Consider the following 25,196-nt stretch of genomic DNA (forward strand, 5'->3'; position numbering starts at 1 on the left):
TCTCCCTGCACTGTCCCGCGAGATTACGCCGGGACGCTAATCTAGAACAAGTTACAGACTTGATCGTTCGGAGGCTCTGAATCTACCGGCAGGTAGCGGCGCTGTGAGCAGTGGATCAGGTGATTCACGCCACGGCCGACCCCGTGCCATGCTGTCTGATCACTTGCCCTCACGGACCGTCACGGAACGGGACCCCAGCCCCGCGGAAGCCAAGGTGAACACAGTGGCCAAGGTGGAAGCCAGAGCCGCAGCCCCCGCCTCCCCTCCCCTCACGGAGCGACAGGAGGCCCGCCGTCGCCGCATCCTGCACGCCAGCGCGCAACTGGCCAGCCGGGGCGGTTTCGACGCCGTGCAGATGCGCGAGGTCGCGGAGTCCTCACAGGTGGCGCTCGGCACCCTCTACCGCTACTTCCCCTCCAAGATCCATCTGCTGGTCGCCACGATGCAGGACCAGTTGGAGCACATGCACGGCACGCTGCGGAAGAAGCCGCCGCAGGGCGAGTCGGCGGCCGAGCGGGTCGCGGAGACGCTGATGCGGGCCTTCCGCGCCCTGCAGCGCGAGCCCCACCTGGCCGACGCGATGGTCCGGGCCCTCACCTTCGCCGACCGCAGCGTGAGCCCGGAGGTCGACCAGGTGTCGCGGCAGACGACGGCGATCATCCTGGACGCGATGGGCCTCGAGGACCCGACGCCGGAGCAGCTCTCGGCGGTCCGGGTCATCGAGCACACCTGGCACTCGGCGCTGATCACCTGGCTGTCGGGCCGCGCCTCGATCGCCCAGGTACGGATCGACATCGAGACGGTGTGCCGGCTGATCACCCTGACGAAACCGGAGGGGCAGGGGCCGGAAGGGCAGAACTAGGACCTACGAGACGGGTTCCCTTCGCCGGCATGGTCCGGATCAGGTACTGGGGGTCGCCTTCCGGTCGCCCGGCCTCTCGGCCTTGCTTCCATCCGGCCTCTCAGCCCTACCGTCGCAGTCGGCAACGGCGGAAACCCAATCGTCCTGGCTTCCTGCCACTGTCGGCTACTCCGGTCGGACTCCCTCACTCGCCTCGTAGGCCGACTTCCAGAATAGAACACCCAACCAGGAATGAACCCCCTGGAAGCATGATTTTTCGGGCGTTGTTCGATCGCTCTTCGCGGCGCTCTTCGGGCGCTATTCCTCCGGCGGGAACACCGCTTCGCCACCACCTCCCAGCGTGATCACGATCGCCTCCACCGGGCAGCTCTCCGCCGCCTCCAGGACCCGTTCGTTCGCGTCCGTGTCCGGGGCGACCGGATGGGACTGGCGGGCCGGGTCCAGGCGGAAGCCGTCCGGGGCGTGGTGCACGCACTGGGCACTGCCGATGCACAGGGAGCGGTCGACCTCGACGTGCCAGCGGTCGCCCATCTCTACGCTTCCGCCGGGAGATGGATCATCTTGTGCTCCAGGTACTCCCCGTACCCCTCGGGCCCGAACTCCCGCCCCAGGCCCGAGTTCTTGTAGCCGCCGAAGGGGCCCAGCATGTCCAGGCTGAAGGTGTTGACCGAGTACGTGCCCGTGCGGACCCGCCGGGCGATGTCGATGCCGTGCTCGACGTCCCCGGTCCAGACGCTGCCGCTCAGCCCGTAGTCGGAGTCGTTGGCGATCTTCACGGCGTCGGACTCGTCGTCGTAGGGCAGCAGGCAGATGACCGGGCCGAAGATCTCCTCGCGGGCGATGCGCATGGAGTTGTCGACGTCGCCGAAGAGGGTCGGCTCGACGTACCAGCCGCGGTCCAGGCCGGCCGGGCGCCCGCCGCCGGTGAGGATCTTCGCGCCCTCCTCCTGCCCGATGCGGATGTAGTCGAGGTTGCGCTGCTGCTGCCGCCTGGCGACGAGCGGGCCCACCTGGGTGGCGGGGTCCAGCGGGTCGCCGACCACGAGCGCGCCGGCCGCCGCGGCGAGGGCGTCGGCGAACTCGTCGTAGCGGGAGCGCGGGAGCAGGATGCGGGTCTGGGCGACGCAGGCCTGGCCGTTGTTCATCCAGGCGGCGGGGGCGATGCCCGCGACGGCCGTCTCGACGTCCGCGTCGGGCAGGACGACGGCGGCCGACTTGCCGCCCAGTTCGAGCGTCACACGGGTGAGGTTGCGGGCCGCCACCTCCATCACACGCTTCCCTGCTGCGACCGACCCGGTGAAGGACACCTTGTCGATGCCGGGGTGCCCGACCAGGTACTCGCTCACCTCGCGGTCGGCGGGCAGGATCGACAGCACACCCTCGGGCAGCCCGGCCTCGCGGGCGATCTCGCCGAGCAGATACGCGTCGAGCGGCGACTCGGGGGAGGGCTTGAGGACGGCCGTGCAGCCGGTGAGCAGCGCGGGGGCGAGCTTGGCGGCGGCGACGAACTGCGGGACGTTCCAGGGCACGACGGCGGCCACGACCCCGACGGGTTCGCGCCGCACGAGAATGCGGCCGAGCACGCCGTCCCGGGACTCCTCGTAGGTGAAGTTCCGCGCGACGGTGATCGCCGAGTCCCAGACCATCACCGCGCCGAAGGCCTGGGCGAGGACGCTCCAGGAGTACGGCGAGCCGTTCTGGCCGGAGATCACGCGGGCGATCTCCTCGTGCCGGGCGACGATCCCGTCCTTGATCCGGCTCACGACCTCGATCCGCTCGTCGAGGCTCATACGCGGCCAGGGCCCCTCGTCGAACGCCCGCCGCGCCACCCCCACGGCCCGGTCCACATCCGCGGTCGAGGCGTGCGGGACGCGCCCGATGACCTCTTCCGTGTGCGGCGAGATCACCTCGATGACGTCCTGGCCCAGGGGGTCGGTCAACTCCCCGCCGATGAACAGCTGTCCGTGTTCCACGAGCTCGGTCATGGCACATGCCTCCCGGGGACGGCGCCCGTTCCTGACGGTGCTTCAGAACTGATACCAGTTCTAGTTGAAGTAGTCCACGGACAGGACGAGAATGCCTCTGACCTGCGGTTTCCCGGTGACCTTCTTCCGTGCGCCCCAGATCGCGACCGGCCGTTGCGGCCCGTTCTAGAGCTCCGCGTCCCAGCGCGCCTGCAATGACGCGCCGCCGGCGAGGATGTCGTCGAGAAACCCGGACAGTTCCTGGAGAGCGTCCAAGGCACGCTGGAGGTTCTGGCGCCGCTCACCGTTGGCGACAGCGAGGTGGAACCAGATGAGGGGGTCTGCCCATACACGCCGATCCGGCTGCGAAAGGAGTTCGCAGAATTCCCTGTAGCTCCTGAGTCGCCCTTCGGGTTCAAGGATGACGTCGACGCCGATGCTGGACTGTGTCGCGTAGTAGACATCACAGGCGGCGAAAGCCACATGGACCTTCAACATCAGGGCGGACAGCCTTGTGTCGTCCTTCCCCGGCAAGCGCAGGAACGGTATGTCGTGACGGGTGCGAGTCATCTGGGCGAACAAGCAGGAGGTCATCCAGACGCTGGAGATCAGCGGAACTCCGGTTCCGGCGAACCAACTGGCGCTCTTGTCGTCGATCTCCCGCGGTTCGTTGAGAACCTGAGCCGGCCGGTAACAGCCATGTCGATCGACAGAGGTGGCGTAGAGGGAGAGCCGGTGGTGTGCTTCAGCAGCGTGCCATCTGAGGGGGTTGAGGTGGGAGACGTTCTGAGTCTCGCGTTGAGCGCGTTTGTTGTCGCGCCGTTGCTGATGGCTGGTCAGCCACACGAGCCCCAGAGAGATGGCGCCTGTGGTCAACGCCGAAACCAGCGCTACCGAGAGGGTGTTCACGCGACTGTCTCCTTCACGCGTGTCCATACAGCGGCCCGAACAGGTCTGTCCTGAAGGGGCGCTGCGACGGACTGTCTGTCGAGGTCGTGGCCTGATGGCTGAAGCCGGCAAGCCTATGGGAGCGGTTGTGCTCCTTCTCCCTCACCGCACCTCGACTCCCTCACGGTGCAGTCCAAGACGACTCCGACGCCCTGATCACTGCGGTCACAGCGAGATCGTCCCACCGCCTCGGAGATCCGCACCTGCGTAGACCGTCACCTGCCGATTTCGTTGAACCGTCTCGTCGTCGGCCGGTACCGTGCGATGCGGAACGGAGAGGGGTGGACTGGTGCGCCCATTGCTGTTGGTGGATGTGGACGGACCGCTGAACCCGTATGCCGCGAAGGCGCATCGACGGCCCGAGGGCTATCAGACACACCGGCTTCTGACACCTCGCTGGGAGGCCGCCGAGCGGCGCCGACTGGCTGAGTTCGGGCTGCCGAACAAACCCGTAAAGCCGCTGCGGGTGTGGCTCAACCCGACTCACGGCCCGACACTGGAGGCACTCCCCTTCGACCTGGTGTGGGCGACAACGTGGGAGGACGAAGCCAACGCTTTCGTCGCACCAGTCCTGGGACTGCCCGAGCTGCCCTTCATCGCCTGGCCCGCACCGCGCGCCGAGCCCGGGAACGGTGTGTTCTGGAAGACGCCAGAGATTGTCACGTGGGCGAATGGTCGTGCGTTCGCCTGGATCGATGACGAGATCACCGAGGCGGATCGCGCTTGGGTCAACGGGCATCACAACGGCCCCGCCCTACTCCACCGGGTCGACCCCCGATACGGCCTTACCAGCAGCGACTTCGCCGCACTCACGGCATGGGCGACAGGCCTGCACTGACCCACGACCAGTCGACAGCCGAATGTCCTCAGACTGCATTGAAGCCTGCAAGCGTGGGTATAGACCCCCCTCAAAGGGGGGCCAATGACAGCGAATTCAACCTCAGGGGTATCCCAGAGTTCCCGGCAGTCCGGGAGAGGTACTCCTTCATCTGCGGGCGATAACGAAACAGAGGTCCGCCATTCGGGATTATCCGCTTGGGGGACTTTCTTCGCCGGTCTGGCGGCGTTGATGACCTTCTTCACCGCGGTGGCCACGTCGTACGTGGCAGTAGCCACCTACAACGACCAGCAAGAGAAGGATGCCAGGAAGGAGGAATCTGCCGCGTCCGACTTTGCGCAGAGGGTGGAATTCATACCAGCTGCGGATAACACCGTAACGCTTGACAATCCGAATCCATTTCCGTTGAGCGATGTCGTAGTTTTTTCCTTCTGGTACACGAAACGGCCTGACATGTCGGTCGTCATGTGGTCCGAGAAGTTCCTTCTTCCTGCATGCAGTCGAGTTACCTTCTCCAGTCCGGCCGACTGGAAGGGGAATGATTCCAGGTATACCTACGTTCTTCCCGGCAACGCCTCCCCGCGCGGCCAGGGTGCGTATTTCAAGGATCGCGCCAACCGGCCGTGGCTGTCTCAGGGAGTAAATGCATTTCGCCGGTCGGAGGAGATGAGCGGAAACTTCTGGAGTTGGGCAGAGAGGAATGGTATGCCCATGGCTTGGCACACACCTGATGCGGAGAAAGGGTATCTCTACGAGCTCTCCGCCGCAGGTGCCAAAATCAGCAAATCTCCTAGATGTAAGTAAGATGGCGGAGCGTGTGGCGTCGGCTATCGAGCAGCGGCGCCGGCTACAACGACCACGCGACCGAAGACGCCGCTTTCTCGTGACAGGGAATGCATGAGGCTGTGAAGTTGCGTCTCTACGTCCACCCGCCCAGTCAAGCCTGGCACGGTGGCGAGGCAGGACGACAGGAGCACCGCTCCAATCGCTGGGCCACCTCTGGGCCGTCCGGCAGTGACCGACGTCGACCAGCGAGGACCGGTAGCGCGCACATCAGCGCAGGTCAGTCCAACGCCTCATAGAATCAGTCGACTTGGGCGACCTTTGTAACCAGTTCTAGTTATAGTGGGCCATGGCCATGGGGCGCGGGGCGCGGGGTCGGAGGGCAGATGAAGAGCAGCCGGAGCGGGCCCGTGCACGACCATGGTGGAGGTGTCCGGTCTCTCCGGGTGCCCATCCCGGACAACCCGCTCGGGCACACGCTGGTGTACGTCGTCGACACCGACCGCGGGCCGGTGCTCGTCGACACCGGCTGGGACGACCCGGAGTCCTGGGACACCCTCGCGGACGGGCTCACGGCGTGCGGCACCTCCGTGGCCGAGATCCACGGCGTGGTCATCACCCACCACCACCCGGACCACCACGGCCTGTCCGGCCGGGTCCGCGAGGCGTCGGGCGCGTGGATCGCGATGCACGCGGCGGACACCGCGGTCGTACGACGGACCCGGGAGGCCCGGCCCGAGCGCTGGTTCTCGTACATGACGGCCAAGCTCACCGCCGCCGGAGCCCCGGAGGAGCACATCGCCCCACTCCGCACGCCCCGGCCCCGCGCCGTGCCCGGCCTCTCCCCCGCCCTGCCCGACCGCGACATCGTCCCGGGCGAACTCCTCGACCTCGCCGGCCGCCGCCTGCGCGCGATCTGGACCCCTGGGCACACGCCCGGCCACGTCTGCCTCCACCTGGAGGAGTCCCATCCCGCACAACTCCCGGGCCACGGCCGCCTGTTCTCCGGCGACCACCTGCTGCCCGGGATCACCCCGCACATCGGCCTCTACGAGGATCCCGACGACGCCACCGTGACCGACCCTCTCGGCGACTACCTCGACAGCCTCGAACGCGTGGGCCGTCTCGCCCCCGCCGAGGTGCTCCCGGCCCACCAGCACCCCTTCCCGGACGCCGCCGCCCGCGTACGCGAACTGCTCGACCACCACGAGGCCCGCCTCACCGCCCTGCAAGCCCTCCTCGCCGAGCCCCTCACGCCCTGGCAGCTCGCCGAACGCATGGAGTGGAACCGCCCCTGGGACCAGATCCCGTACGGCTCCCGCAACATCGCGGTCTCCGAGGCCGAGGCCCATCTGCGCCGCCTGGTCAAACTGGGCCGGGCGGAAGCGGTACCGGGGAGCGAGCCGGTGACATACGTGGCCGTGTAGGCGCCTGCGAGAGCATCCGGGCAGGGTGCTAGAACCAAGCCCATGGACCCCATCGAGCGCCTCCTCGCCGAACGCGCCTGCGAGCGTCTGATCCTCGGCTTCGTCCACCGGCTCGACCTGGGCGACCCCTCCTCCGTGGCCGAGTTGTTCACCGAGGACGGCGTCTGGCAGTGGCCGCAGGACGGGCGGCTGGTCAGGGGGCGCGACGCCCTGCGCACGTACTTCGGCTCCCGCCCCGCCGACCGGCTCTCCCGCCGCATGATGTCCAACGTCCTGGTCACCGTGGAGTCCCCCGACACCGCCAGGGCGATCTCCTACTTCACCACGTACCGCGTCGACGGCTACGACGGCGGTACGGTCCCGGCCGGGCCGCCGGTCCAGGTCGGGCACTACGAGGACGAGTTCCGGCGGACCGACGGACCCTGGCTGCTCGCTTCCCGGAGTCTTCACCTGCCCTTCGGCGGTCCCACACCGCGGACGAACTCGCCTTCGGCATAAGCGGGATGGGGTCAGGGCAGGGCCTCTAGGATGAACGAGCCGTGTCGCCCCCACGCGTGCGGCGTTGCGTACCACCGCAAGGAGATATGCCCATGGGCACCGATGAGGCCGCTCGAACGTCGCCCTTCAGCGGAGTCCTGGACGGGAGATCCGCCGGGCCCATGGTCCCCCGGCTGGCGCTGGGCGCCCGGCTGCGCAGGCTGCGGGACGCGCGAGGCATCGGCAGGGCGGAGGCGGGGGACGTCATCCGTGCCTCGCCCTCCAAGATCAGCCGCATGGAGGCGGGCCGCCACGGGTTCAAACTGCGCGACGTCGCCGACCTGCTCACGCACTACGGCGTCACGGACGAGGCCGAACGCGCGACCTTGCTGGCGCTGGCCGAACAGGCCAACACCCACGCCTGGTGGCAGTACTACAGCGACGTGGTGCCCTCCTGGACGCAGAGCTACCTCGGTGCCGAGCAAGCCGCGAGCGTCATCCGCTGCTTCCAGATACAGCGCGTCCCCGAACTGCTCCAGACCCCCGACTACGCGCGTGCCGCCGTCCGGCTCGCCCACACCGACGCCGAGGCGCGGGAGATCGACCGCCGGGTGGCGCTGCGGATGACCCGGCAGCGGATCCTGCACCGGCAGCCGGGCGCGGCCCAGCTCTGGGCCGTGATCGACGAGGCGGCGCTGCGGCGCCCGGTGGGCGGGCCGGAGGTGATGCGTGCCCAGCTCAGGCATCTCATCGAGGTCTGCCGGCTTCCGCAGGTCACCGTCCAGATCCTGCCGTTCCTCTCCGGCGGCCATGCCGCGGAGGGCGGTCCGGTCACCATTCTGCGGCTGCCCGGTGGCCAGTTGCCCGACGTGGTCTACCTGGAGCAGCTCACCACCGCGCTCTATCCCGACAAGGCGGCCGACATCGAGCGCTACTGGGACGCCATGAACCGGCTGGTGGTCGAAGCCGAGTCACCGGACGAGACTCCGACCATCCTGCACCGCATACTCCAGGAGACCTGAGCGAGGCCTGTCCGGGGTTCAGCGCTTGAGGGCGACACCGCCGTACTGGTGCACCTCCGCCGGCAGGCCCAGGGCCTCGGCGTCGGGACGCCAGCGCGAGCAGGACGTGACGCCCGGCTCCAGCAGCTCCAAACCGTCGAAGTAGCGGGCGATCTGCTCGGGGCTGCGCAGGATGTACGGGATCGAGCCGCCGTCGTTGTACTGCCCGATGGCCCGGAGGTAGTCCTCGCTGGTGTCGGTGGAGTCGTACTGCACCAGATAGCTGCCGGAAGGCAGCGCGTCCACCAGCTGCCGCACGATCTCGCGCGCCTCGTCGTGGTCCTCGATGTGGCCGAGGATGCCCATCAGCATGAGCGCGACGGGCTGGTCGAAGTCCAGCGTCTTGCCGGCTTCCCGGACGATCGTGCTCGGCTTGCGCAGGTCGGCGTCGACGTAGTTGGTGACGCCTTCCGGTGTGCTGGTGAGCAACGCGCGGGCGTGGGCCAGCACCAGCGGGTCGTTGTCGACGTAGACGATCCGGCTCTCCGGGGCCACCCGCTGGGCGATCTGGTGGGTGTTGTCCACGTTGGGCAGCCCGGTGCCGATGTCCAGGAACTGGCGGATGCCCTCTTCAGCGGCGAGATGGCGAACGGCGCGGGCGAGGAAGTAGCGGGCGGCGCGCGCCCCGGTCTCGATCCCGGGGAAGATCTCGCGGAAGGCGTCACCGGCCACACGGTCGACTTCGTAGTTGTCCTTCCCGCCCAGCCAGTAGTTCCAGATCCGCGCCGAGTGCGGAACCGAGGTGTCGATCTTGGAGAGCGGCTCCTGCTCGGAGTTCTCCACCTGCTCAGTCATGGACGCTCCTGCGTGTGGTCGTGGAGCTTCACGTTAACCGGTTTACCTCAGGGACAGGATCAACTCCTCGGCCGTGTCCAGCAGTTCGACCTCCTCCGGACTCATCGTCGGATTGGAGGCGCGGCGGCTCCGGGCCTCCGTCAGGGCGGGCCGTGTGAGCGGGGACGGGTCGGCGAGGAGGGCGGCCAGCATGGTGCGGGCGGCCGTGGCCAGGGGGTCGCCGGAGACCGCTGCCTGGGCGAGGACCACCGCCGAGGCCGCCCAGTCCAGCCCCGGGTCGCCCTCCTCCGTGTTGGACCAGTCGATGACGCGCGGCCCCTCGGGCGTGATCATCACGTTCTCCGGGTGGAGGTCCAGATGGAGGACGCGGGCCACCGGGTCGGTGGAGTGCAGGGCGGGGACGGTGTGCAGGTCGCGCAGGAGCCCGGCCAGGATCGAACCGGCCTCCGCCACCTCCAGCGTGCCCGCCAGGCAGGCCTGGAGCATGGTCGGGCCGGAGAGCCGTTCCATCACCAGGTCGGTGCGCGAGCCGGTCGGGCGGACGCGGGGCACCGGATAGCCGTGGGCGCGCACGTGCTCCATCACCGCGCCCTCCGCCGCCGCGTCTCCCCCGCCCTCCCGTTCGCGGCGCAGCACCCACATCTCGTCGATCTCGTACACATCGGCACGGCGGCCCGAGCCGAGGAGTCTTCCGGGCGGTGTGGTCGGCATGGGGCGAAGGTACTCTCGGCCGTTTTGCTACTTCCGGGTACAGTAGGCGGGTCGTCATCACCCGTACAGGGAGAAGCCGGTGTAATTCCGGCGCTGACCCGCAACCGTGAACCGCCCGCCGAGGCAGGCGGTGAGCCGGATCGCCCCGTACGGATCGTGACCGGCTCATGTGCCCGGCGCCCGCCGGTGCACGGCACCGTCGAGGTATACGGAGCCGAGCCGCCGGGGTGTCCCGTGCTGCCCGGCTCCCTCACAGGGAGAGGCACCCGCCGATCATGAACGTCCGCCGCAGCGCCGCCGTCCTGGCCGCCGCCACCGTGATCGGCGCCGCCACGCCGGCCGCCGCCGCACCGTCACCGACTCCGTCCCAGGCGTTCCCCTCCGCCCTGTACGGCGACAAGGACCCCAAGTTCGACGGCGTCTGGCGCCAGTCGCTCGCCCTGCTGGCCCAGGACACGGTGGGTGAGAAGCCGGCCGCCAAGTCCGTCGAGTGGCTGGTCCGGCAGCAGTGCGAGGACGGCGGGTTCGCCGCGTACCGGCCCGACCCCGCCGCCGCGTGCGACGCCAAGACCATGCTCGACACCAACGCCACGGCCGCCGCCGTCCAGGCGCTCGCCGCCCTCGGCGGACAGGACGCCGTCACGGACAAGGCCGTCGGCTGGCTGAAGTCCGTCCAGAACAAGGACGGCGGCTGGGGCTACGCGCCCGGCGGCGCCAGCGACACCAACTCCACGTCGGTCATCGTCGGCGCGCTCGCCGCCGCCGGTGAGAAGCCGGACCAGGTCGAGAAGGGCGGGAAGTCGCCCGACGACGCCCTGCTGAAGCTCGCCCTCCCCTGCGGTGGGGACGACGACGGCGCCTTCGCGTTCCAGCCGGACAAGAAGGGCGAGCTGACCGCCAACGCGGACGCCACGGCGGCCGGTGTCCTCGGCGCCCTGGGCAAGGGCATGGTGGTGGAGGCCGGGAAGAAGTCCGACGCCACATGCGCGGATCCGGCCACACCGCGACAGGCCGCCGACAACGGGGCCGCGTACCTCACGCAGACCCTCGCCAAGGGCGACGACCACCTCACCTCCGCCCTCGCCGGCGCGGACCCCCAGCCCGACCACGGCAACACCGCCGACGCGGTCGTGGCACTCGCCGCGCAGGGCGAGGCCGCGCAGGCCGGGAAGTCCGTGCGGTGGCTGGAGAAGAACTCCGCCGGCTGGGCCGAGCAGGGCGGCCCGGCCGCCTACGCCCAGCTGATCTTCGCCGCGCAGGCGACGGGCGCGAACCCGCGTGACTTCGGCGGCACGGACCTGGTGAAGCAGCTCAACGCGACGGGCCCGGCCCCGCAGGCCCCCGAAAAGACCTCGGCGGCCGACGAGAAGGACGACTCGGGGTCGGACTTCTTCGGCGTCTGGTGGTACGTCGGGGTCTGCCTCGTCGCCGGTATCGGCATCGGCTTCCTCTTCACCGGCCGCAAGAAGAAGCAGCAGTCGTGATCGGCCGGGCCGTTCTCCTCCTCCTGGCCTCGCTCCTGCTGATCGCGGGCGCGGGCCAGGCCCAGGCCGCCGGCTACCGGTACTGGTCGTTCTGGGACCGCGAAGGCGACCGCTGGGTCTACGCCACCCAGGGCCCGTCCATGGCCCGCCCCTCCGACGGCGACGTCCAGGGCTTCCGCTTCGCGGTGAGCGAGGACTCCGCCGAGGCGGCCCGGCCGCGCGGCACGGCCGACTTCAGGACCATCTGCGCGAAGACCCCCGCGCAGGACGGGAAGAAGCGGGTGGCGCTCGTCATCGACCCCGGCACCAAGGCGGACGCCCCCCAGGGCGAGACCCCGCCCCCCGCCCGGACGGCCTGCGCCCGCGTCTCCCCCGACGCGACCACGGCTGAGGCCCTCGCGACGGTCGCCAAGCCCCTGCGCTACGACACGAACGCCCTGCTGTGTGCGATCGCGGGCTACCCGGAGAAGGGCTGCGGAGAGCAGGTGGCGAGCTCCCGGGAGTCGACCCCGGCTGCGAGGAAGGACACGTCCGACGACAGCGGCCCGTCCCTGGGCCTGCTGGCGGGCATCGCCGTGGTGACGGCACTGGGGGCGGCGGCGATCTGGCAGGTACGGCGGCGTGACCAGGCTTAGCAGCGCGGACCGGCTCAGCGACGTGCCCTCCCACCCCCCGCGCCGGCCCCGGGCCCCTCTGCACCCCGGCGCCTGGTGGCTCTGGTCCCTCTCCCTCGGCACCGCGGCCACCCGCACCACCAACCCCCTGCTCCTCTGCCTCCTCATCGCGGTATCCGCCTACGTCGTGGCGACCTGCCGCCCCCCGACCCCCTGGTCCCGTTCCTACGGCGCCTTCGTCAAACTCGCCCTCGCCGTCCTGGTCATCCGGCTTCTCTTCGCGATCGTCCTCGGCTCCCCCATCCCCGGCACCCACACCCTCGTCACCCTCCCCGAGGTGCCCCTCCCCGACTGGGCCCAGGGCATCCGCCTGGGCGGCGAGGTCACGGCCGAGGCCCTCACCTTCGCGTTGTACGACGGTCTGAGACTGGCCGCCCTGCTCGTCTGCGTCGGCGCCGCGAACGCCCTCGCCAATCCCTCCCGCCTCCTCAAGTCCCTCCCGGGCGCCCTGTACGAGATGGGGGTCGCGGTCGTCGTCGCCCTCACGTTCGCGCCGAACCTCATCGCCGACGTCCAGCGCCTGCGCGCCGCCCGCCGGCTGCGCGGCCGCCCGGACAAGGGCCTCCGGGGCCTGCTTCAGGTGGGCCTCCCGGTCCTGGAGGGCGCGTTGGAGCGCTCGGTGTCCCTGGCCGCCGCGATGGACGCCCGCGGCTACGGCCGTACCGCACAGGTCCCGCCCGCCGTACGCCGTACCACCGCCGCCCTCACCCTCGGCGGCCTGCTCGGCGTCTGCGCGGGAACGTACGGGCTACTCACCGCCGAGGGCGCCACCTACGGCTTCCCGGTCCTGCTCGTCGGCCTCGCCGCCGCTCTCGCGGGTCTGCGGCTCGGCGGCCGGCGCTCGCTGCGCACCCGGTACCGCCCGGACCGCTGGGACCTGCGCGCGCTGCTGGTGGTCGCCTCCGGCGTGGCGGTCGCCGCGCTGCTCGTGCTCGCCTCGGTCCGTGACCCCGCGGCCCTGCACCCCGGCGTGGTGCCGCTCGTGGCCCCCACGCTCCCGGTCTGGCCCGCGGCGGCGATCCTCTTCGGCCTGCTGCCCGCGTTCGTCGCCCCCGAGCCCAAGGAACCGTCGTGATCCGCTTCGAGGATGTCTCCGTCACCTACGACGGTGCCTCCGAACCCACCGTCCAGGGCATCGACTTCGAGGTCCCCGAGGGCGAACTCGTCCTCCTGGCCGGTCCCTCCGGCGTCGGCAAGTCCACCGTCCTGGGCGCGGTCAGCGGCCTCGTGCCGCACTTCACCGGCGGCACCCTGCGGGGCAGGGTCACGGTGGCCGGCCGCGACACCCGCACGCACAAGCCGCGCGAACTCGCCGACGTCGTCGGCACGGTGGGCCAGGACCCGCTCGCCCACTTCGTCACCGACACCGTCGAGGACGAACTCGCCTACGGCATGGAGTCGCTGGGCCTCGCCCCGGACGTGATGCGCCGCCGCGTCGAGGAGACCCTCGACCTCCTCGGCCTGGCCGACCTGCGGAGCCGCCCCATCGCCACCCTCTCCGGCGGCCAGCAGCAGCGCGTCGCCATCGGCTCGGTCCTCACCCCGCACCCCAGCGTCCTCGTCCTGGACGAGCCGACCTCCGCCCTCGACCCCGCAGCCGCCGAAGAGGTCCTGGCGGTCCTCCAGCGCTTGGTCCACGACCTCGGCACGACGGTCCTCATGGCCGAACACCGCCTGGAACGGGTCATCCAGTACGCCGACCAGGTCGCCCTGCTACCGGCCCCGGGCGAGCCGCCGATCCTGGGCACCCCGGCCGAGGTGATGGCCGTGTCCCCGGTGTATCCGCCCGTGGTGGCCCTGGGCCGCCTGGCGGGCTGGACCCCGCTCCCCCTGACGGTCCGAGACGCCCGCCGCAAGGCAGGGGATCTCCGCGGGCGTCTTGAGGGACGCGAGGGCATCGCCCTTCAGGGGCGCGGGGAACTGCGCGACCAGCCACAACCAACCCGCACCCGCGAACAATCCACACCCCCCACCCCTCTGGGCGAGGTCCAAGCCCTCTCCGTAACCCGCTCCCGCATCCAGGCCCTGGCCCACATCAACCTCACCATCACCCCCGGCGAAACCATCGCCCTCATGGGCCGCAACGGCGCCGGAAAGTCCACCCTCCTCAACTCCCTGGTCGGCCTCGTCACCCCCACCTCCGGATCCGTCCGGCTCGGCGAAGCCACCCCCCACCGCACCACCCCCAAGGACCTCGTCCGCAAGGTAGGCCTCGTCCCCCAGGAACCCCGCGACCTGCTCTACGCCGACACCGTCGCCGCCGAGTGCACGGCGGCCGACCAGGACGCGGGAGCAACACCCGGCACCTGCCGTGCCCTCGTCACCGAGCTGCTCCCGGGCGTCACCGACGACACCCACCCCCGGGATCTCTCGGAGGGCCAGCGCCTCGCCCTCGCCCTGGCCGTCGTACTGACCGCCCGGCCCCCGCTGCTCCTGCTGGACGAGCCCACCCGAGGCCTGGACTACGCGGCGAAGGCCCGCCTGGTCGGTGTGCTGCGCGAGCTGGCCGCAGAGGGGCACGCCATCGTGCTGGCGACCCACGACGTGGAACTGGCCGCCGAGATCGCCCACCGCGTGGTGCTGCTGGCCGAGGGCGAGGTGATCGCGGACGGCCCGACCGCGGAGGTCGTCGTCTCCTCGCCGTCCTTCGCCCCCCAGGTCACCAAGATCCTGGCCCCGCAGCACTGGCTCACGGTCTCCGAGGTCCGCGCGGCCCTCCAACCAGGGACGGACGCGTGAACGCCCAGCGCCAGGCCCGGGCCGTCCGCCTCGGCCCCCGCTCCCTCACCGCCCTGCTCCTGGTCAGCGCCGTAGGGGTGGCCGCTTTCGGCTGGCCCTTCCTCGCCCCGCCCACCTCACAGCTCAGCGCCCACGCGCAGGACGCGCCCTGGCTCTTCGCGGGACTGCTGGTGCTGCTCGTGGCGGTGGTGGCCGCCGCGATCTCGGAGTCCGGTCTCGGCCCGAAGGCGGTGGCGATGCTCGGTGTGCTGGCCGCCACGGGGGCCGCTCTGCGGCCGATCGGCGCCGGTACCGCCGGGATCGAGCCGATGTTCTTCCTGATGGTGCTGAGCGGCCGGGTCCTCGGCCCGGGCTTCGGGTTCGTCCTCGGCTCGGTGACGATGTTCGCGTCCGCGCTGCTCACGGGCGGGGTGGGCCCGTGGCTGCCGTTCCAGATGCTGGCGATGGGCTGGTTCGCGATGGGCGCGGGCCTGCTGCCGGGCCCGGACCGCCTCCGCGGCCGGACGGAACTCACCCTGCTCGCGGCCTACGGCTTCCTCGCCGCCTTCGCCTACGGCACGGTGATGAACATGGCCGGCTGGCCCTTCATGAGCGCGCTCGCCTCGAACGTCGCCTTCGACCCGCAGGCGACGGTCCCCGCCAACCTGGCCCGTTTCCTCGCGTACTGCCTGGCCACCTCGCTCGGCTGGGACCTCGGCCGGGCGGTCGTCACCATCGTCCTGACACTGACCCTCGGCCCGGCGGTGCTCAGGGCGCTGCGCCGCGCCACACGCCGGGCGGCGTTCGAGACGCCGGTCACCTTCGACGCTCCCACGGCAGTGAAGCCGCCCACATGACCCACGTCACGTACGAAGCGAGGCCGTAGGTACCGGCCCCGGTCAGGGGCCGGACCACACCCCTGAATGCGGCCGCGCCTAGTAAAAGAGGACATTGCAGGCATCAGCGGAGGCTGCTTCTCTGGACGGCCAGGCGGCGGCCCCCTGATCCCCGGGGCCGTCGCCTTCGCTCCGCTCAGCCGCCCGTACTGACACGGAGCTCCTTCACACCGTTGATCCACGCCGAGCGCAGCCGGCGCGGGTCGTCGACCAGCCGCAGCCCCGGCATGGCGTCGGCGATGGCGTTGAAGATGAGGTCGATCTCCAGCACGGCGAGGGACTTGCCCAGGCAGAAGTGCGGGCCGCCCCCGCCGAAACCGAGGTGCGGGTTGGGATCGCGGGTGACGTCGAAGTCGTCCGGCTCGTCGAAGACCTCGGGATCGTGGTTGGCGGAGGCGTAGAACAACCCCACCCGGTCCCCCTTGCGGATGCGCTTGCCGCCCAGCTCGGTGTCCTGGGTGGCGGTGCGCTGGAAGGCGGCGACCGGGGTCGCCCAGCGCACGATCTCCTCCGCCGTCGTCGACGGCCGGTCCCTCTTGTACAGCTCCCACTGCTCGGGGTGGGTGAGGAAGGCGTGCATGCCGTGGGTGATGGCGTTGCGGGTGGTCTCGTTGCCCGCGACGGCCAGCATCAGCACGAAGAAGCCGAACTCGTCCGAGTTGAGGTTGCCCTCGTTCTCCGCCGCGACCAGTTGCGTGACGATGTCGTGGGCGGGGCACTGCTTGCGGTCGGCGGCCATGTTCATCGCGTAGGCGAGGATCTCGGTGGCCGACTCGGCGCCGACCTCCTCGGTGATGGCGTACTCGGGGTCGTCGTACGCGATCATCTTGTTGGACCAGTCGAAGATCTTGTCCCGGTCCTCCTGCGGGACGCCCATCAGCTCCGCTATCGCCTGGAGCGGCAGTTCGCAGGCGACCTGGGTGACGAAGTCGAACGGCCCGGTGTGCGCCCGGGCGTTGGCGACGATCGCGAGGGCCCGGGCCCGCAGCCGCTCCTCCAGGGCGCGGATCGCCCGGGGCGTGAAGCCGCGCTGCACGATCTGCCGGACCCGGGTGTGCTCCGGCGGGTCCATGTTGAGCAGGATGAACCGCTGGGCGTCGATGGAGTCCCGGTCGATGTGCTCGTTGAAGCGGATGATCGCCGTGTTGAGGTACGACGAGAACAACTCCGGGTGCGTGGAGACGTACTTGACGTCGGCGTGCCGGGTGACGGCCCAGTACCCCTCGTCCTGGAAGCCGGCGACATTGGCCGGCTGGGGCACCCAGCAGACCGGCTCGACCCGGCGCAGCTCGGCGAACTCCGGCAGGGGCACACGTTGATGGAGCAGGTCCGGGTCGGTGAAGTCGAACCCGTCGGGCAGCGCGGGACAGGGCATGGGCGGCTCCCACCACTCGTACCGACTCTTGTTCTGACGGCCCATCAGCTGTGCGGAGTTGCGGTGACGGTAGTAACGGGTTCTACAACTAGCAAGAGGCATGGACCCCTCAATTGCCCGCACGACCCTTGCGGTCACGGAGTGACCGTCAGCACACTGCTGACAGAACTAGAACGCGTACTAGTTCCGCGTAGCCTCCCGGAGAGGACCCGCACCCATGGCTGCCGAACCCGTGATCGTCGAAGCCGTACGCACCCCGATCGGCAAGCGCGGTGGCGCGCTCGCCCATCTGCACCCCGCCTACCTGCTGGGCGAGACCTACCGCGAACTCCTGGGCCGCACCGGCATCCCCGCCGACTGCGTCGAACAGATCGTCGGCGGTACGGTCACGCACGCCGGTGAGCAGTCCATGAACCCCGCGCGCACGGCCTGGCTCACGATGGGGCTGCCGTACGAGACGGCCGCGACGACCGTCGACGCGCAGTGCGGGTCGTCGCAGCAGGCCTCGCACATGCTGGCCAACATGGTCGCGGCGGGCGTGATCGACGTCGGCATCTCGTGCGGGGTGGAGTCGATGTCCCGGGTGCCGCTGGGGTCGGGCTCGAAGCACGGGCCCGGGAAGCCGTTCCCCGACGAGTGGAACGTCGACCTCCCGAACCAGTTCGAGGCGGCCGAGCGGATCGCCCGCCACCGGGGTCTGACGAGGGAGAACGTCGACGCGCTGGGACTCGCCTCCCAGGAGCGGGCCGCCCACGCCTGGGCGGAGGAGCGTTTCAAACGAGAGACCTTCGCCGTCCAGGTCCCGACGACGGAGGAGGAGCAGCACGCCGGGCAGGGCATGTGGCGCCTGGTCGACAAGGACGAGGGCCTGCGCGACACGTCGGCGGATGCGCTGGCTTCTTTGAAGCCGATCATGCCTACGGCGGTACACACGGCCGGCAACTCGTCGCAGATCTCCGACGGGGCGGCGGCGATCATGTGGGCGTCGAAGCGGATGGCTCGCGCCCTGAAGCTGAGGCCCCGGGCCCGGATCGTGGCCCAGGCGCTGGTGGGGTCCGACCCCCACTTCCACCTGGACGGACCGATCGACGCGACGAACGCCGTGCTGGGGAAGGCCGGGATGTCCCTGAAGGACATCGACCTGGTCGAGATCAACGAGGCGTTCGCGTCCGTGGTGCTGAGCTGGGCGCAGGTCTTCGAGCAGGACCTGTCGAAGGTGAACGTCAACGGCGGCGCGATCGCCCTCGGGCACCCGGTCGGGGCAACCGGGGCCCGGCTCATCACGACGGCGCTTCATGAACTGGAGCGCACGGACAAGGAGTTCGCGCTGATCACCATGTGCGCGGGGGGCGGTTTGGCCACCGGCACGATCATTCAGCGGTTGTAGTCGCCGTCGTCCAGTTGATGAAGGTGGAGAACGTGGCGGGGTCGAGGGTGAGGATCGGTCCCGCCGGGTTCTTGGAGTCGCGTATCGCGATGGTGGTGTGCGGGGTTTCGGCGACCTCCAGGCACTGACCGCCCTGGTCGCTGCTGTACGACGACTTATGCCACTGGATCCCCATAGCGTTCCTCCATCACGCGCCGGATGAGCTTCGCCGAGTCCTTGAGGGAGAGCGCGGCAGCTCGCAGATGATCGTAACGGAGCGAGCAGTTCTTGACGGTGTCCGGATTCGCAGTCGGATGACCACTGCCGTAGCTCTCCGTGTAGACGATGGTCGGATCGCTCGCAAAGTGGTAGAGGTCGAATGAGCCTGTCAGCCCCGCGTGCGCACCCGCCGAGAACGGCAACACCTGGATGTTGATCCGAGGGGCGTGCTCGAAGGACAACAAGTGGGCCAGTTGCCCCCGCATGACTTCCGGGCTCCCGATCTCCAAGTGCAGCGCGGCCTCGCTCAGGACCGCCCAGAAGACCGGCGGTTCCGCCTTCTCGAAGACCCGCTGACGAGCCAGCCGTACCGCCGTGCGGTCTTCGAGGTCGGTCTGGTCCAACGCCCCGAGTACAGCCCGCGCGTACCCCTGCGTCTGGAGGAGACCCAGGACCATGTGCGTCTGGAAGGAGCAGATCTCGGTGGCCCGCATCTCCAGCTCCGCCACCTGCTGGAACCAGGCCGGGAGCCGACTCCGCAGCACCAGTTCCACCAGCCGGGAGAACATCCCGTCCGTGCCCAGCGCCGCATCCGCCCGTTCGCTGAACTCCGGCGTCGGAACCTTCCGCGCTGTCTCGATCTGGCCCACCAGCGAGCCGGTGTAGTTGAGGATTCCCCCGAGCTGCTTCAGCGTCAGGCCCGCCGCCTCCCTGTGCCGCCGCAGCTCGAAGCCGTAGTAGTCCAAGGGCGAGGCACCCGGGTCAAGGGCGTTGATGTTGGTCACGCAGAGCCCCTCTCACGCAACTCAGTCCACTACGGGACCGGTTGTATCCGTTCCGTAGCCGAGAGTAGTCACTGCACGCCAAGCTCGTCTCGTGAACGATTACTTTCCCGCCCAGTACACGATCCGCCTCACCGTCGGTGAACACGCCGCCCGCCACATCCGCCGTATCGTCCGCTCGTTTCTCGGCGAGTGGGGTATGCCCGAGCTGTCCGACGCCGTAGAACTCGGCGTGACGGAGCTGCTCGCGAACGTCGTACGGCACGTCCCGGACCGGCGCTGCGCACTGCTGTTGCTGCGGCAGCCGCACGGCGTGCGGGTGGAGGTGTCGGACGGCAGCGATCAACTCCCCCGCACGCCGGCCTCCCTGGACGCCGAGTCGGAGAACGGCCGTGGACTGCTCCTGCTCGACGCGATGGCCGACAAGTGGGGCGTGTCGGCGTGGCGTGAGGGCGGGAAGACGGTCTGGTTCGAGTGCGAGGCCCCCGTGCCGGGTCAGAGCGGGGGCTCCGCCGTGCACACCCACGGCAGCCGGGAGATCAGCCAGCCGTCGCCCAGCGGGGCTCCCTCGGCGGTGAGCAGGGTTCCCGAGCGGACTCGTACGGCGTCCGTCAGTGCCGTACCGCGCAGCGCGGGAGCCTCGGACAGGGCCTGCGCGAGTGGCGTGACGGCGGCTCTGACCCGGCGTCCCGCGCACATCTGAGGGTGGACGGCCCACACTTCACGGTTCGATGCCGCAGGGCGCAGCCGAGCGAAGGAGACCAGCCCGCAGTCCGTCGGGGTGAGGACGGGACCCGCCCCCTGTGCGAAGCGCGCGAACCGGTCCTGCGGTGCCAGCACCGCCAGCGCGCCACCGGGGCCGGGCGCGAGCCCCGCCCGCCCGGCCTCCTCTCCGACCGCGCGCCCGAGCGCCGCCCAGCCCGGCTCCTCGTCCTGGGCGACGGCGAGCGCGTCCACCCCCAGGGCCAGCGCTCCCTCGACGATCCTGCGGGCCAGCGCGTCCCCGTCGGGTGCCCAGCTCAGTGCGGGTGCCCCGGCCCGGACGAAGGGCAGCAGACAGGGCAGCCCCGCGGCCTGGTACACCGGCAGGGCCCGGCGGGCCCCCTCCGCGTCGGTGTGGCCGACGACCGCGGCGTAGCCGGCAGCGGCGACCGTACGGGCGACGTCCGGCGTCTCGTCGTACACATGCCACTCAGCGGCGTCCGGGCGGGCCGCTCTGACCCGCTCCAGCTGGCCGAGAAGGGCCGCTCCCCAGTCCGTACGCGGACCGGTCAGCGGTGCGACGACGGCGACTCTCGGACCGGCCATCGGCTCATCCCCAGATCAGCGAGTCGCCGCTCGCGGCCACGGCCACGGCTTCGGTGCCGTTCGCCGTGGTGCTCGGCGCGCCACCGAGGACCAGGGCCGTGACGAGCACCGCGAACAGGCCATTGAGCAGGCGAGAAGGAGCAGACATGAGGGTCCCCCTGGATTGTCGTCCGACAGGTCGTCGTTCGACGGTCGTCGCGTGTGTGGTCAGCGGCGAACGCCGGGGGCTCAGCATGTTGTGGCGAGGTCGTTCGCGGCTACGGCGAGGGGAGTTCCGGGACCGGCCATGGCCAGGGGCGGACGACGGCCGGGGCTACGGCGTGGGACCGTCCGGCGGTCCGTATCGCGGACGGCGGCTTTTCCGATGGACGGAACCATTTCTAAGATCCTCGACGGAGCGTCAGGGGGATGGCGCTCGTGAACAACAGGGGGATGACATGGACGCACGCGCCCGAGCACAGGAGCTCTACCGACTCGCTCTCGACAACGCGGCCTGGCGCCCGGAGACCCTCACCGAGAACCACGGCTGGAGCGGGACGGAACTCGCCGAGGCGCTCCGGCTGCTCGGCGAACTCGGCCTGTTCGTACCGTCCTCGGACAACCACAACGGCTGGACGGCACTCGCCCCGGACACCGCGCTGCGCAAGCTGCTCCTCGACGAGGAACAGCACACGAACGCCCTGCTGAACAGCGTCCGGCAGACACGCTCCTCGCTCGCCCGGGTCCTGGCGGACTTCCAGCCGGTGCACGCCCGTGACCTGGCCTCCGTGCAGATGGAGGTGGTGAATGGTATGGCCAACGTGTCGGCGGTCCTGGAGGACGCCTCGCGGCGGGCGGAGGAGGAGGTTCTCTCGATGCACCCCGGCCGCGCGCTGCCCGCCGGGATCATCGAGGCCGGACTCGAACGCGACCGGATCGTGCTGGGCCGCGGCGTACAGATGCGTACGATCCATCTGAACTCGGCGGCCACCGCTCCGCACATGACGGCCTATCTGCGGCGGCTGAACGGCGCGGGCGCCCAGGTACGCACCGCGCACACCCTGCCGCTGCGGCTGATCGTGGTGGACCGCTCGCTGGCGATCGTGCCCGCGTCCCAGACATCGGACGGAGAGATCGCCGCCGTCGTGCTGCGCGGCGAGACGCTGGTCGGGGTGTTCCGGGGGATCTTCGAGCACTGCTGGGCCAGTGCCGCCGTGCTGACCGAGTCCGCGACCGACAGCCCCGAGGGCGACTGGCACCCGACCGGCCGCCACCGCGAGCTGGTGCGGATGCTCGGGGGCGGACTCACCGACGAGGCGATGGCCCGCAAGCTCGGGGTCTCCGAGCGCACGGTCCGCCGCCTCGTCTCCGAACTGACCGAACGGCTAGGAACGGCCAGCCGGTTCCAGGCCGGTGTCTGCGCCGTCCGGCTCGGCTGGCTCGACGACTGACGTCTGCCGCGGGGCGGCCGCGCTACGGCCCCATGCCGTGCCCGCGAGCACGAGGAGCGCGCCCAGCAGCCCCAGCCATCCCGGCCGGTCCCCGGCGAGTGCGATTCCGAAGACGGCGGCCCACACCGGCTCGGTGCCGAGCAGCAGGCTGACCCGGGAGGGCGATGTCCGGCGCACCGCCCACATCTGCACGAAGAACGCGAACAGGGTGCAGAACGCCGACAGGTAGAGCAGCCCGAGCCAGTCCCCGGCGTCGAAGCCCGCCGTGGCCGCCCACGGGGTGCTGCCGGTGCCGGGCGCCGCGAACAGCAACGCGAACACCATGACCGCGCTGCCCAGTTGCACCGTGGTCATCGACAGCGCGTCCGCACCCTGCACCGACCGCATGCGCGACATCGCCAGGACGTGCACGGTACGGGCCACGGCCGCGCCCAGCATCAGCAGATCACCGAGGGACGGTGCGCTGAACCCGGCGCCCTGGGTGAGGAGCAGGACACCGAGCACCGAGAGCCCCGCGGCCGCGGCGAACGACCGGGAGGGCCGGGTGCCGGTGAGCCGGCTCTCCGCGAGCGGCGTGAAGATCATGGTGAGGCTGATGATGAGCCCGGCGTTGGTCGCGGAGGTGTGCACGACGCCGTACGTCTCCAGGAGGAAGATCCCCGACAGGATCAGCCCGAGGACGCCGGCGCCCCGTATCTGTGTTCTGTCGAGCGCCCGCAGCTTGCGCCACCCGGTGACGACCAGGACCGGCAGGACCACCCCGAACCGCAGGACGAGCACGGCCAGGACGGTCTGGGTCGTGGTGATGTCCTTGGCGGCGAGATAGCTGGAGCCCCACACCACCGCGACCAGCAGGACGGGCAGATCGGTCAGCCAGGCGCGGCGGGCCGCGTTGACGGTCATGTGGGACTCCTAGGGCGGCGGACGATGAGATGTGGGGCTGGAGCGGCGGCTCAGCGCGCGGTGTAGGCGATCACCAGGACGTCGCGGTGAGCGGCGAGCTCGGAGTCCACCGGCCGCACCGGGGTCACCGAGTGCAGCGTGCGGCGGTCGTCGCCCAGCAGGAGGTCACCGGGCTCGGACAGGGTAGCCGTGAGCAGGTGCTCACCCTCGTCGGAGTAGACGCCGCTCTCGCCGCCGGTGACATTGCTGCGGCCGATCAGCAGCGAGGTGATGAAGGTGACGCCGTCCCGGTGCCGGCCCTCGGGCGCCGGCTGGCCCTGCTGGTCCGCGGAGGCGCTGATGCGGTACGGGTGCAGTTTCACGTTCCACGAGGCGGTGCCGTCGACGGCGGTGAAGATCCGGCCGAGTTCGACGAGGACGGAGCGCAGCAGCGGATCACCGGTGAAGGACTCGGTCAGCGGGTCGAATACCCGCTCGACGCCGCCGTTGAGCGGATTGATGTCCGACTCCTGTCGGTACGGCGCGTGCGGGAGCAGGGTGAGTTCGCCCTCGGCCGGGTCGAGCTCGAACTGTCCGTAGCGACGGAACCGGTACGTGCCTCCGTCGGCCATGTACGTGTCGAGGGTGAGCTCGTCCCAGTGGGCGGCGAAGCGCGCCCAGTCGGCGGCGCCGACACCGGCCAGCGCGGAGAGCTGTGCGGCGGGCATCAGATGACCGCCGGGCCCGGCGAGGGCGTTGACGGCGTCGACGGCGGCGGGGTGACGGACGGCGGCAGTGGTCATGGCGTACTCCATGGGGAGAGGAGAGGGCGAGGGGTGAGGACGAGAAGGGCGGGAGGGAACACTCAGACGGCGGCGAGAACGGACTCCGCCACCGGGACGAACGGCGCCGACTCCGCGGCGATCGCCCGCTCCTCCCACTTCTCCCGGTCTCGCAGATACAGCGGTGTTCCGACGGTGATGGAGCGCGTGTCGGCGCCGCCGGTGCGCAGTCGCCAGGTCACGGAGCCGGTGGTGCGGGCTGCGCAGGCGTCGATGAACACCTGGGCCGCGAGCCTCAGCTCGCCGAACCAGCGGCCCTCCAGGGCCTCCCGCGTCCAGACCTGTTCCAGATGCCGCTTCTCGCGGATGAGTTCGGCGTCCAGGCAGGCGCTCTCGATGTGCCGGTAGCCGCTGAGCAGGAGCCAGGCGGCGGGCATCTCACGGATCTCGAGGACCTTCTCGCCGTGATCGAGGTGTTCCAGACCGGAGTAGCGGCCGAGTCCGTACGCGCCGACCCGCCGGTTGAGCCGCTCGACCAGCGCGGTCAGCGGCAGCGGTTCTCCGTCGAGAGCGACGGGCAGCCCGTGTTCGAAGGTGACGGTCAGGGTGTCGGTGTCGCCGGGGCGGGCGGTCGGCCGGCTCCAGGTGTACATCTCCTCGGGGACCTCGTGGAGTTCGGGGTCGTCGAGGATGCCCGACTCGAACTCGCGGCACCAGAGGTTGGAGTCGCCGCTGACGATCCGCCCGGCGAGCAGGTCGATACCGGCGGCGCGCAGTTCGACGAGCTTGTCGTCGCGTGTGACGGGATCGAGATCGTACGGGCTGCCGAACGCGCCCTCGTAACCGAGCAGTGCCAGCGCCCCGTTGAGACGGCGCAGGGTGTTCTGGGAGCGGTTGGCGGTGTGCAGCACGGCCTGCGCGCCGAGCGCACGGGCCAGTCCGACCGCGCTGTGGGCGATCAGCGGGCGGCTCAGCGTGGAGCTGACCGGGTGGAGACCGAGGTAGACGGCCTGAGCGGCGATCGCGGGAGCCACGTAACGGTCGGCGAACTCGGCACGCCGGTCGAGGATGTGGATCGTCGCGCCGAGCGCTTCGGCCACCTGGCGTTTGTAGGTACTGGACTCGTCCTCGCCGATGTCGACGCTCACGGCGTGCACCTCGCGGACGCCCATCCGGCGCAGCCGCAGCAGCAGATACGAACTGTCGAGTCCGCCGCTGAACAGGGTCACGACGGGGCGGTCCGGGTCCAGGGAGCCGAGCTGCGAGAAGGAACGTATGAGCGGGGAACGCATGGCGTCTTCAACCTCTGCACTGGTCACAGGGCACGAGACTTCCGTGCCGGAAGGCACGCGACAACGGATTCCGGCGTCCGTGCCCGGCCATGACCGGACCCGGAAGCGCCGCGGAGAACCGA

The 25,196-nt window shown here is 70.2% G+C and carries 26 protein-coding genes, 1 pseudogene and 1 riboswitch; of the genes and pseudogenes, 14 read left to right on the forward strand and 13 right to left on the reverse strand.

Translation table 11 applies throughout. The annotated features are described in order from the left end of the window. The first annotated feature begins 148 nt into the window (after positions 1 to 148). On the forward strand, positions 149 to 862 hold the full coding sequence (locus ACIBK5_RS14755) for a TetR family transcriptional regulator (protein WP_399019538.1): 714 nt from the start codon (positions 149 to 151) through the stop codon (positions 860 to 862). A gap of 297 nt (positions 863 to 1,159) precedes the next feature. Here the strand turns inward: ACIBK5_RS14755 and ACIBK5_RS14760 are convergent, their stop codons facing one another. The 3 genes from ACIBK5_RS14760 to ACIBK5_RS14770 all read right to left on the reverse strand — a co-directional run bounded on the left by ACIBK5_RS14760 (position 1,160) and on the right by ACIBK5_RS14770 (position 3,735). Then, on the reverse strand, positions 1,160 to 1,393 hold the full coding sequence (locus ACIBK5_RS14760) for a ferredoxin (RefSeq protein WP_184592076.1): 234 nt from the start codon (positions 1,391 to 1,393) through the stop codon (positions 1,160 to 1,162). A gap of 2 nt (positions 1,394 to 1,395) precedes the next feature. Beyond that, entirely contained in the window at positions 1,396 to 2,847 is a 1,452-nt protein-coding gene (locus ACIBK5_RS14765) for an aldehyde dehydrogenase (RefSeq protein ID WP_399019540.1), read from the reverse strand. Positions 2,848 to 3,012: 165 nt separating this feature from the next. Further along, positions 3,013 to 3,735, reverse strand: a complete 723-nt coding sequence (locus ACIBK5_RS14770) for a hypothetical protein (RefSeq protein ID WP_399019541.1) — start codon at positions 3,733 to 3,735, stop codon at positions 3,013 to 3,015. A gap of 325 nt (positions 3,736 to 4,060) precedes the next feature. Here ACIBK5_RS14770 and ACIBK5_RS14775 point away from each other — a divergent pair, with 325 nt between their 5' ends. From ACIBK5_RS14775 to ACIBK5_RS14795, 5 genes are all read left to right on the forward strand, one after another. Next, positions 4,061 to 4,612: a hypothetical protein gene (locus ACIBK5_RS14775; RefSeq protein ID WP_399020012.1), complete on the forward strand. Its 552-nt coding sequence runs from the start codon at positions 4,061 to 4,063 to the stop codon at positions 4,610 to 4,612. 231 nt (positions 4,613 to 4,843) lie between these two features. Next, entirely contained in the window at positions 4,844 to 5,416 is a 573-nt protein-coding gene (locus ACIBK5_RS14780; RefSeq protein WP_399019543.1) for a hypothetical protein, read from the forward strand. A 365-nt stretch (positions 5,417 to 5,781) separates the two neighbouring features. Next, positions 5,782 to 6,822 (forward strand): MBL fold metallo-hydrolase, encoded by a 1,041-nt coding sequence (locus ACIBK5_RS14785; protein ID WP_399019545.1) that lies wholly within the window; start codon positions 5,782 to 5,784, stop codon positions 6,820 to 6,822. A gap of 42 nt (positions 6,823 to 6,864) precedes the next feature. After that, on the forward strand, positions 6,865 to 7,320 hold the full coding sequence (locus ACIBK5_RS14790; RefSeq protein WP_399019547.1) for a nuclear transport factor 2 family protein: 456 nt from the start codon (positions 6,865 to 6,867) through the stop codon (positions 7,318 to 7,320). Positions 7,321 to 7,412: 92 nt separating this feature from the next. Beyond that, a complete protein-coding gene (locus ACIBK5_RS14795; protein WP_399019550.1) occupies positions 7,413 to 8,321 on the forward strand; it encodes a helix-turn-helix domain-containing protein in 909 nt (302 codons plus the stop codon). A gap of 18 nt (positions 8,322 to 8,339) precedes the next feature. Here ACIBK5_RS14795 and ACIBK5_RS14800 read toward each other — a convergent pair whose 3' ends face one another. Beyond that, the gene (locus tag ACIBK5_RS14800; protein ID WP_399019552.1) at positions 8,340 to 9,155 is read right to left on the reverse strand and encodes an SAM-dependent methyltransferase; all 816 of its coding nucleotides are present in this window, start codon (positions 9,153 to 9,155) and stop codon (positions 8,340 to 8,342) included. Positions 9,156 to 9,197: 42 nt separating this feature from the next. Beyond that, entirely contained in the window at positions 9,198 to 9,866 is a 669-nt protein-coding gene (locus ACIBK5_RS14805) for a phosphotransferase (protein WP_399019554.1), read from the reverse strand. Between the two features lie 18 nt (positions 9,867 to 9,884). Continuing rightward, positions 9,885 to 10,029: riboswitch (cobalamin riboswitch) on the forward strand. A gap of 112 nt (positions 10,030 to 10,141) precedes the next feature. Between ACIBK5_RS14805 and ACIBK5_RS14810 the strand changes: the two genes are divergently transcribed. From ACIBK5_RS14810 to ACIBK5_RS14830, 5 genes are read left to right on the forward strand one after another with little or no spacing between them, the layout of a single operon-like run. Next, on the forward strand, positions 10,142 to 11,350 hold the full coding sequence (locus tag ACIBK5_RS14810) for a prenyltransferase/squalene oxidase repeat-containing protein (protein WP_399019556.1): 1,209 nt from the start codon (positions 10,142 to 10,144) through the stop codon (positions 11,348 to 11,350). Beyond that, positions 11,347 to 11,985: an SCO2322 family protein gene (locus tag ACIBK5_RS14815; RefSeq protein WP_399019558.1), complete on the forward strand. Its 639-nt coding sequence runs from the start codon at positions 11,347 to 11,349 to the stop codon at positions 11,983 to 11,985. The genes ACIBK5_RS14810 and ACIBK5_RS14815 overlap by 4 nt, the downstream gene beginning before the upstream one ends. A 22-nt stretch (positions 11,986 to 12,007) precedes the next feature. Then, on the forward strand, positions 12,008 to 13,099 hold the full coding sequence (locus ACIBK5_RS14820; RefSeq protein ID WP_399020014.1) for an energy-coupling factor transporter transmembrane component T: 1,092 nt from the start codon (positions 12,008 to 12,010) through the stop codon (positions 13,097 to 13,099). Continuing rightward, on the forward strand, positions 13,096 to 14,763 hold the full coding sequence (locus ACIBK5_RS14825) for an ABC transporter ATP-binding protein (protein ID WP_399019560.1): 1,668 nt from the start codon (positions 13,096 to 13,098) through the stop codon (positions 14,761 to 14,763). Before ACIBK5_RS14820 ends, ACIBK5_RS14825 begins: the two co-directional genes overlap by 4 nt. Then, complete coding sequence (locus ACIBK5_RS14830; protein WP_399019562.1) at positions 14,760 to 15,599, forward strand: ECF transporter S component; 840 nt, start codon at positions 14,760 to 14,762, stop codon at positions 15,597 to 15,599. The genes ACIBK5_RS14825 and ACIBK5_RS14830 overlap by 4 nt, the downstream gene beginning before the upstream one ends. A 175-nt stretch (positions 15,600 to 15,774) precedes the next feature. Here ACIBK5_RS14830 and ACIBK5_RS14835 read toward each other — a convergent pair whose 3' ends face one another. Further along, complete coding sequence (locus tag ACIBK5_RS14835; protein ID WP_399019563.1) at positions 15,775 to 17,013, reverse strand: cytochrome P450; 1,239 nt, start codon at positions 17,011 to 17,013, stop codon at positions 15,775 to 15,777. Between the two features lie 217 nt (positions 17,014 to 17,230). Between ACIBK5_RS14835 and ACIBK5_RS14840 the strand changes: the two genes are divergently transcribed. Next, positions 17,231 to 18,400: a steroid 3-ketoacyl-CoA thiolase gene (locus tag ACIBK5_RS14840; RefSeq protein ID WP_399019565.1), complete on the forward strand. Its 1,170-nt coding sequence runs from the start codon at positions 17,231 to 17,233 to the stop codon at positions 18,398 to 18,400. Here the strand turns inward: ACIBK5_RS14840 and ACIBK5_RS14845 are convergent. Then, positions 18,384 to 18,575, reverse strand: coding sequence for a DUF397 domain-containing protein (locus tag ACIBK5_RS14845; protein WP_399019567.1), 192 nt, complete (start codon positions 18,573 to 18,575; stop codon positions 18,384 to 18,386). The genes ACIBK5_RS14840 and ACIBK5_RS14845 overlap by 17 nt on opposite strands. Then, positions 18,556 to 19,383 carry a helix-turn-helix domain-containing protein gene (locus ACIBK5_RS14850; RefSeq protein WP_399019569.1) on the reverse strand — a complete coding sequence of 276 codons (828 nt, stop codon included), beginning with the start codon at positions 19,381 to 19,383 and terminating at the stop codon, positions 18,556 to 18,558. The genes ACIBK5_RS14845 and ACIBK5_RS14850 overlap by 20 nt, the downstream gene beginning before the upstream one ends. Positions 19,384 to 19,474: 91 nt before the next feature. On the opposite strand from ACIBK5_RS14850, the pseudogene ACIBK5_RS14855 reads away from it, so the two are divergent. After that, positions 19,475 to 19,858, forward strand: a pseudogene (locus ACIBK5_RS14855) (ATP-binding protein); the annotation flags it as partial. A gap of 17 nt (positions 19,859 to 19,875) precedes the next feature. Here the strand turns inward: ACIBK5_RS14855 and ACIBK5_RS14860 are convergent. Beyond that, positions 19,876 to 20,688 carry a hypothetical protein gene (locus tag ACIBK5_RS14860; RefSeq protein ID WP_399019571.1) on the reverse strand — a complete coding sequence of 271 codons (813 nt, stop codon included), beginning with the start codon at positions 20,686 to 20,688 and terminating at the stop codon, positions 19,876 to 19,878. Positions 20,689 to 20,692: 4 nt separating this feature from the next. Next, positions 20,693 to 20,836 (reverse strand): hypothetical protein, encoded by a 144-nt coding sequence (locus ACIBK5_RS14865; RefSeq protein WP_399019573.1) that lies wholly within the window; start codon positions 20,834 to 20,836, stop codon positions 20,693 to 20,695. Between the two features lie 289 nt (positions 20,837 to 21,125). On the opposite strand from ACIBK5_RS14865, the gene ACIBK5_RS14870 reads away from it, so the two are divergent. Then, positions 21,126 to 22,118: a LuxR C-terminal-related transcriptional regulator gene (locus ACIBK5_RS14870; RefSeq protein WP_399019575.1), complete on the forward strand. Its 993-nt coding sequence runs from the start codon at positions 21,126 to 21,128 to the stop codon at positions 22,116 to 22,118. Here ACIBK5_RS14870 and ACIBK5_RS14875 read toward each other — a convergent pair. The 3 genes from ACIBK5_RS14875 to ACIBK5_RS14885 form a co-directional block, all read right to left on the reverse strand. Then, on the reverse strand, positions 22,053 to 23,021 hold the full coding sequence (locus ACIBK5_RS14875) for a DMT family transporter (protein WP_399019577.1): 969 nt from the start codon (positions 23,019 to 23,021) through the stop codon (positions 22,053 to 22,055). The genes ACIBK5_RS14870 and ACIBK5_RS14875 overlap by 66 nt on opposite strands. Before the next feature lie 50 nt (positions 23,022 to 23,071). After that, complete coding sequence (locus ACIBK5_RS14880) at positions 23,072 to 23,803, reverse strand: 2OG-Fe dioxygenase family protein (RefSeq protein WP_399019579.1); 732 nt, start codon at positions 23,801 to 23,803, stop codon at positions 23,072 to 23,074. 62 nt (positions 23,804 to 23,865) lie between these two features. Further along, positions 23,866 to 25,074, reverse strand: a complete 1,209-nt coding sequence (locus ACIBK5_RS14885) for an argininosuccinate synthase-related protein (RefSeq protein WP_399019581.1) — start codon at positions 25,072 to 25,074, stop codon at positions 23,866 to 23,868. Between the last annotated feature and the right edge of the window lie 122 nt (positions 25,075 to 25,196).

The organism is Streptomyces sp. NPDC050546 (assembly GCF_044457425.1).
In the GTDB taxonomy this organism is placed as follows: Bacteria; Actinomycetota; Actinomycetes; order Streptomycetales; family Streptomycetaceae; genus Streptomyces.

Bases quoted from the DNA above. Each gene is read 5' to 3' on its own strand.
- ACIBK5_RS14755 (WP_399019538.1), top strand. From the start codon at position 149: ATGCTGTCTGATCACTTGCCCTCACGGACCGTCACGGAACGGGACCCC.
- ACIBK5_RS14760 (WP_184592076.1), bottom strand. From the start codon at position 1,393: ATGGGCGACCGCTGGCACGTCGAGGTCGACCGCTCCCTGTGCATCGGC.
- ACIBK5_RS14765 (WP_399019540.1), bottom strand. From the start codon at position 2,847: ATGACCGAGCTCGTGGAACACGGACAGCTGTTCATCGGCGGGGAGTTG.
- ACIBK5_RS14780 (WP_399019543.1), top strand. From the start codon at position 4,844: ATGACCTTCTTCACCGCGGTGGCCACGTCGTACGTGGCAGTAGCCACC.
- ACIBK5_RS14785 (WP_399019545.1), top strand. From the start codon at position 5,782: ATGAAGAGCAGCCGGAGCGGGCCCGTGCACGACCATGGTGGAGGTGTC.
- ACIBK5_RS14790 (WP_399019547.1), top strand. From the start codon at position 6,865: ATGGACCCCATCGAGCGCCTCCTCGCCGAACGCGCCTGCGAGCGTCTG.
- ACIBK5_RS14795 (WP_399019550.1), top strand. From the start codon at position 7,413: ATGGGCACCGATGAGGCCGCTCGAACGTCGCCCTTCAGCGGAGTCCTG.
- ACIBK5_RS14800 (WP_399019552.1), bottom strand. From the start codon at position 9,155: ATGACTGAGCAGGTGGAGAACTCCGAGCAGGAGCCGCTCTCCAAGATC.
- ACIBK5_RS14805 (WP_399019554.1), bottom strand. From the start codon at position 9,866: ATGCCGACCACACCGCCCGGAAGACTCCTCGGCTCGGGCCGCCGTGCC.
- ACIBK5_RS14810 (WP_399019556.1), top strand. From the start codon at position 10,142: ATGAACGTCCGCCGCAGCGCCGCCGTCCTGGCCGCCGCCACCGTGATC.
- ACIBK5_RS14835 (WP_399019563.1), bottom strand. From the start codon at position 17,013: ATGCCCTGTCCCGCGCTGCCCGACGGGTTCGACTTCACCGACCCGGAC.
- ACIBK5_RS14840 (WP_399019565.1), top strand. From the start codon at position 17,231: ATGGCTGCCGAACCCGTGATCGTCGAAGCCGTACGCACCCCGATCGGC.
- ACIBK5_RS14845 (WP_399019567.1), bottom strand. From the start codon at position 18,575: ATGGGGATCCAGTGGCATAAGTCGTCGTACAGCAGCGACCAGGGCGGT.
- ACIBK5_RS14860 (WP_399019571.1), bottom strand. From the start codon at position 20,688: ATGGCCGGTCCGAGAGTCGCCGTCGTCGCACCGCTGACCGGTCCGCGT.
- ACIBK5_RS14865 (WP_399019573.1), bottom strand. From the start codon at position 20,836: ATGTCTGCTCCTTCTCGCCTGCTCAATGGCCTGTTCGCGGTGCTCGTC.
- ACIBK5_RS14870 (WP_399019575.1), top strand. From the start codon at position 21,126: ATGGACGCACGCGCCCGAGCACAGGAGCTCTACCGACTCGCTCTCGAC.
- ACIBK5_RS14875 (WP_399019577.1), bottom strand. From the start codon at position 23,021: ATGACCGTCAACGCGGCCCGCCGCGCCTGGCTGACCGATCTGCCCGTC.
- ACIBK5_RS14880 (WP_399019579.1), bottom strand. From the start codon at position 23,803: ATGACCACTGCCGCCGTCCGTCACCCCGCCGCCGTCGACGCCGTCAAC.
- ACIBK5_RS14885 (WP_399019581.1), bottom strand. From the start codon at position 25,074: ATGCGTTCCCCGCTCATACGTTCCTTCTCGCAGCTCGGCTCCCTGGAC.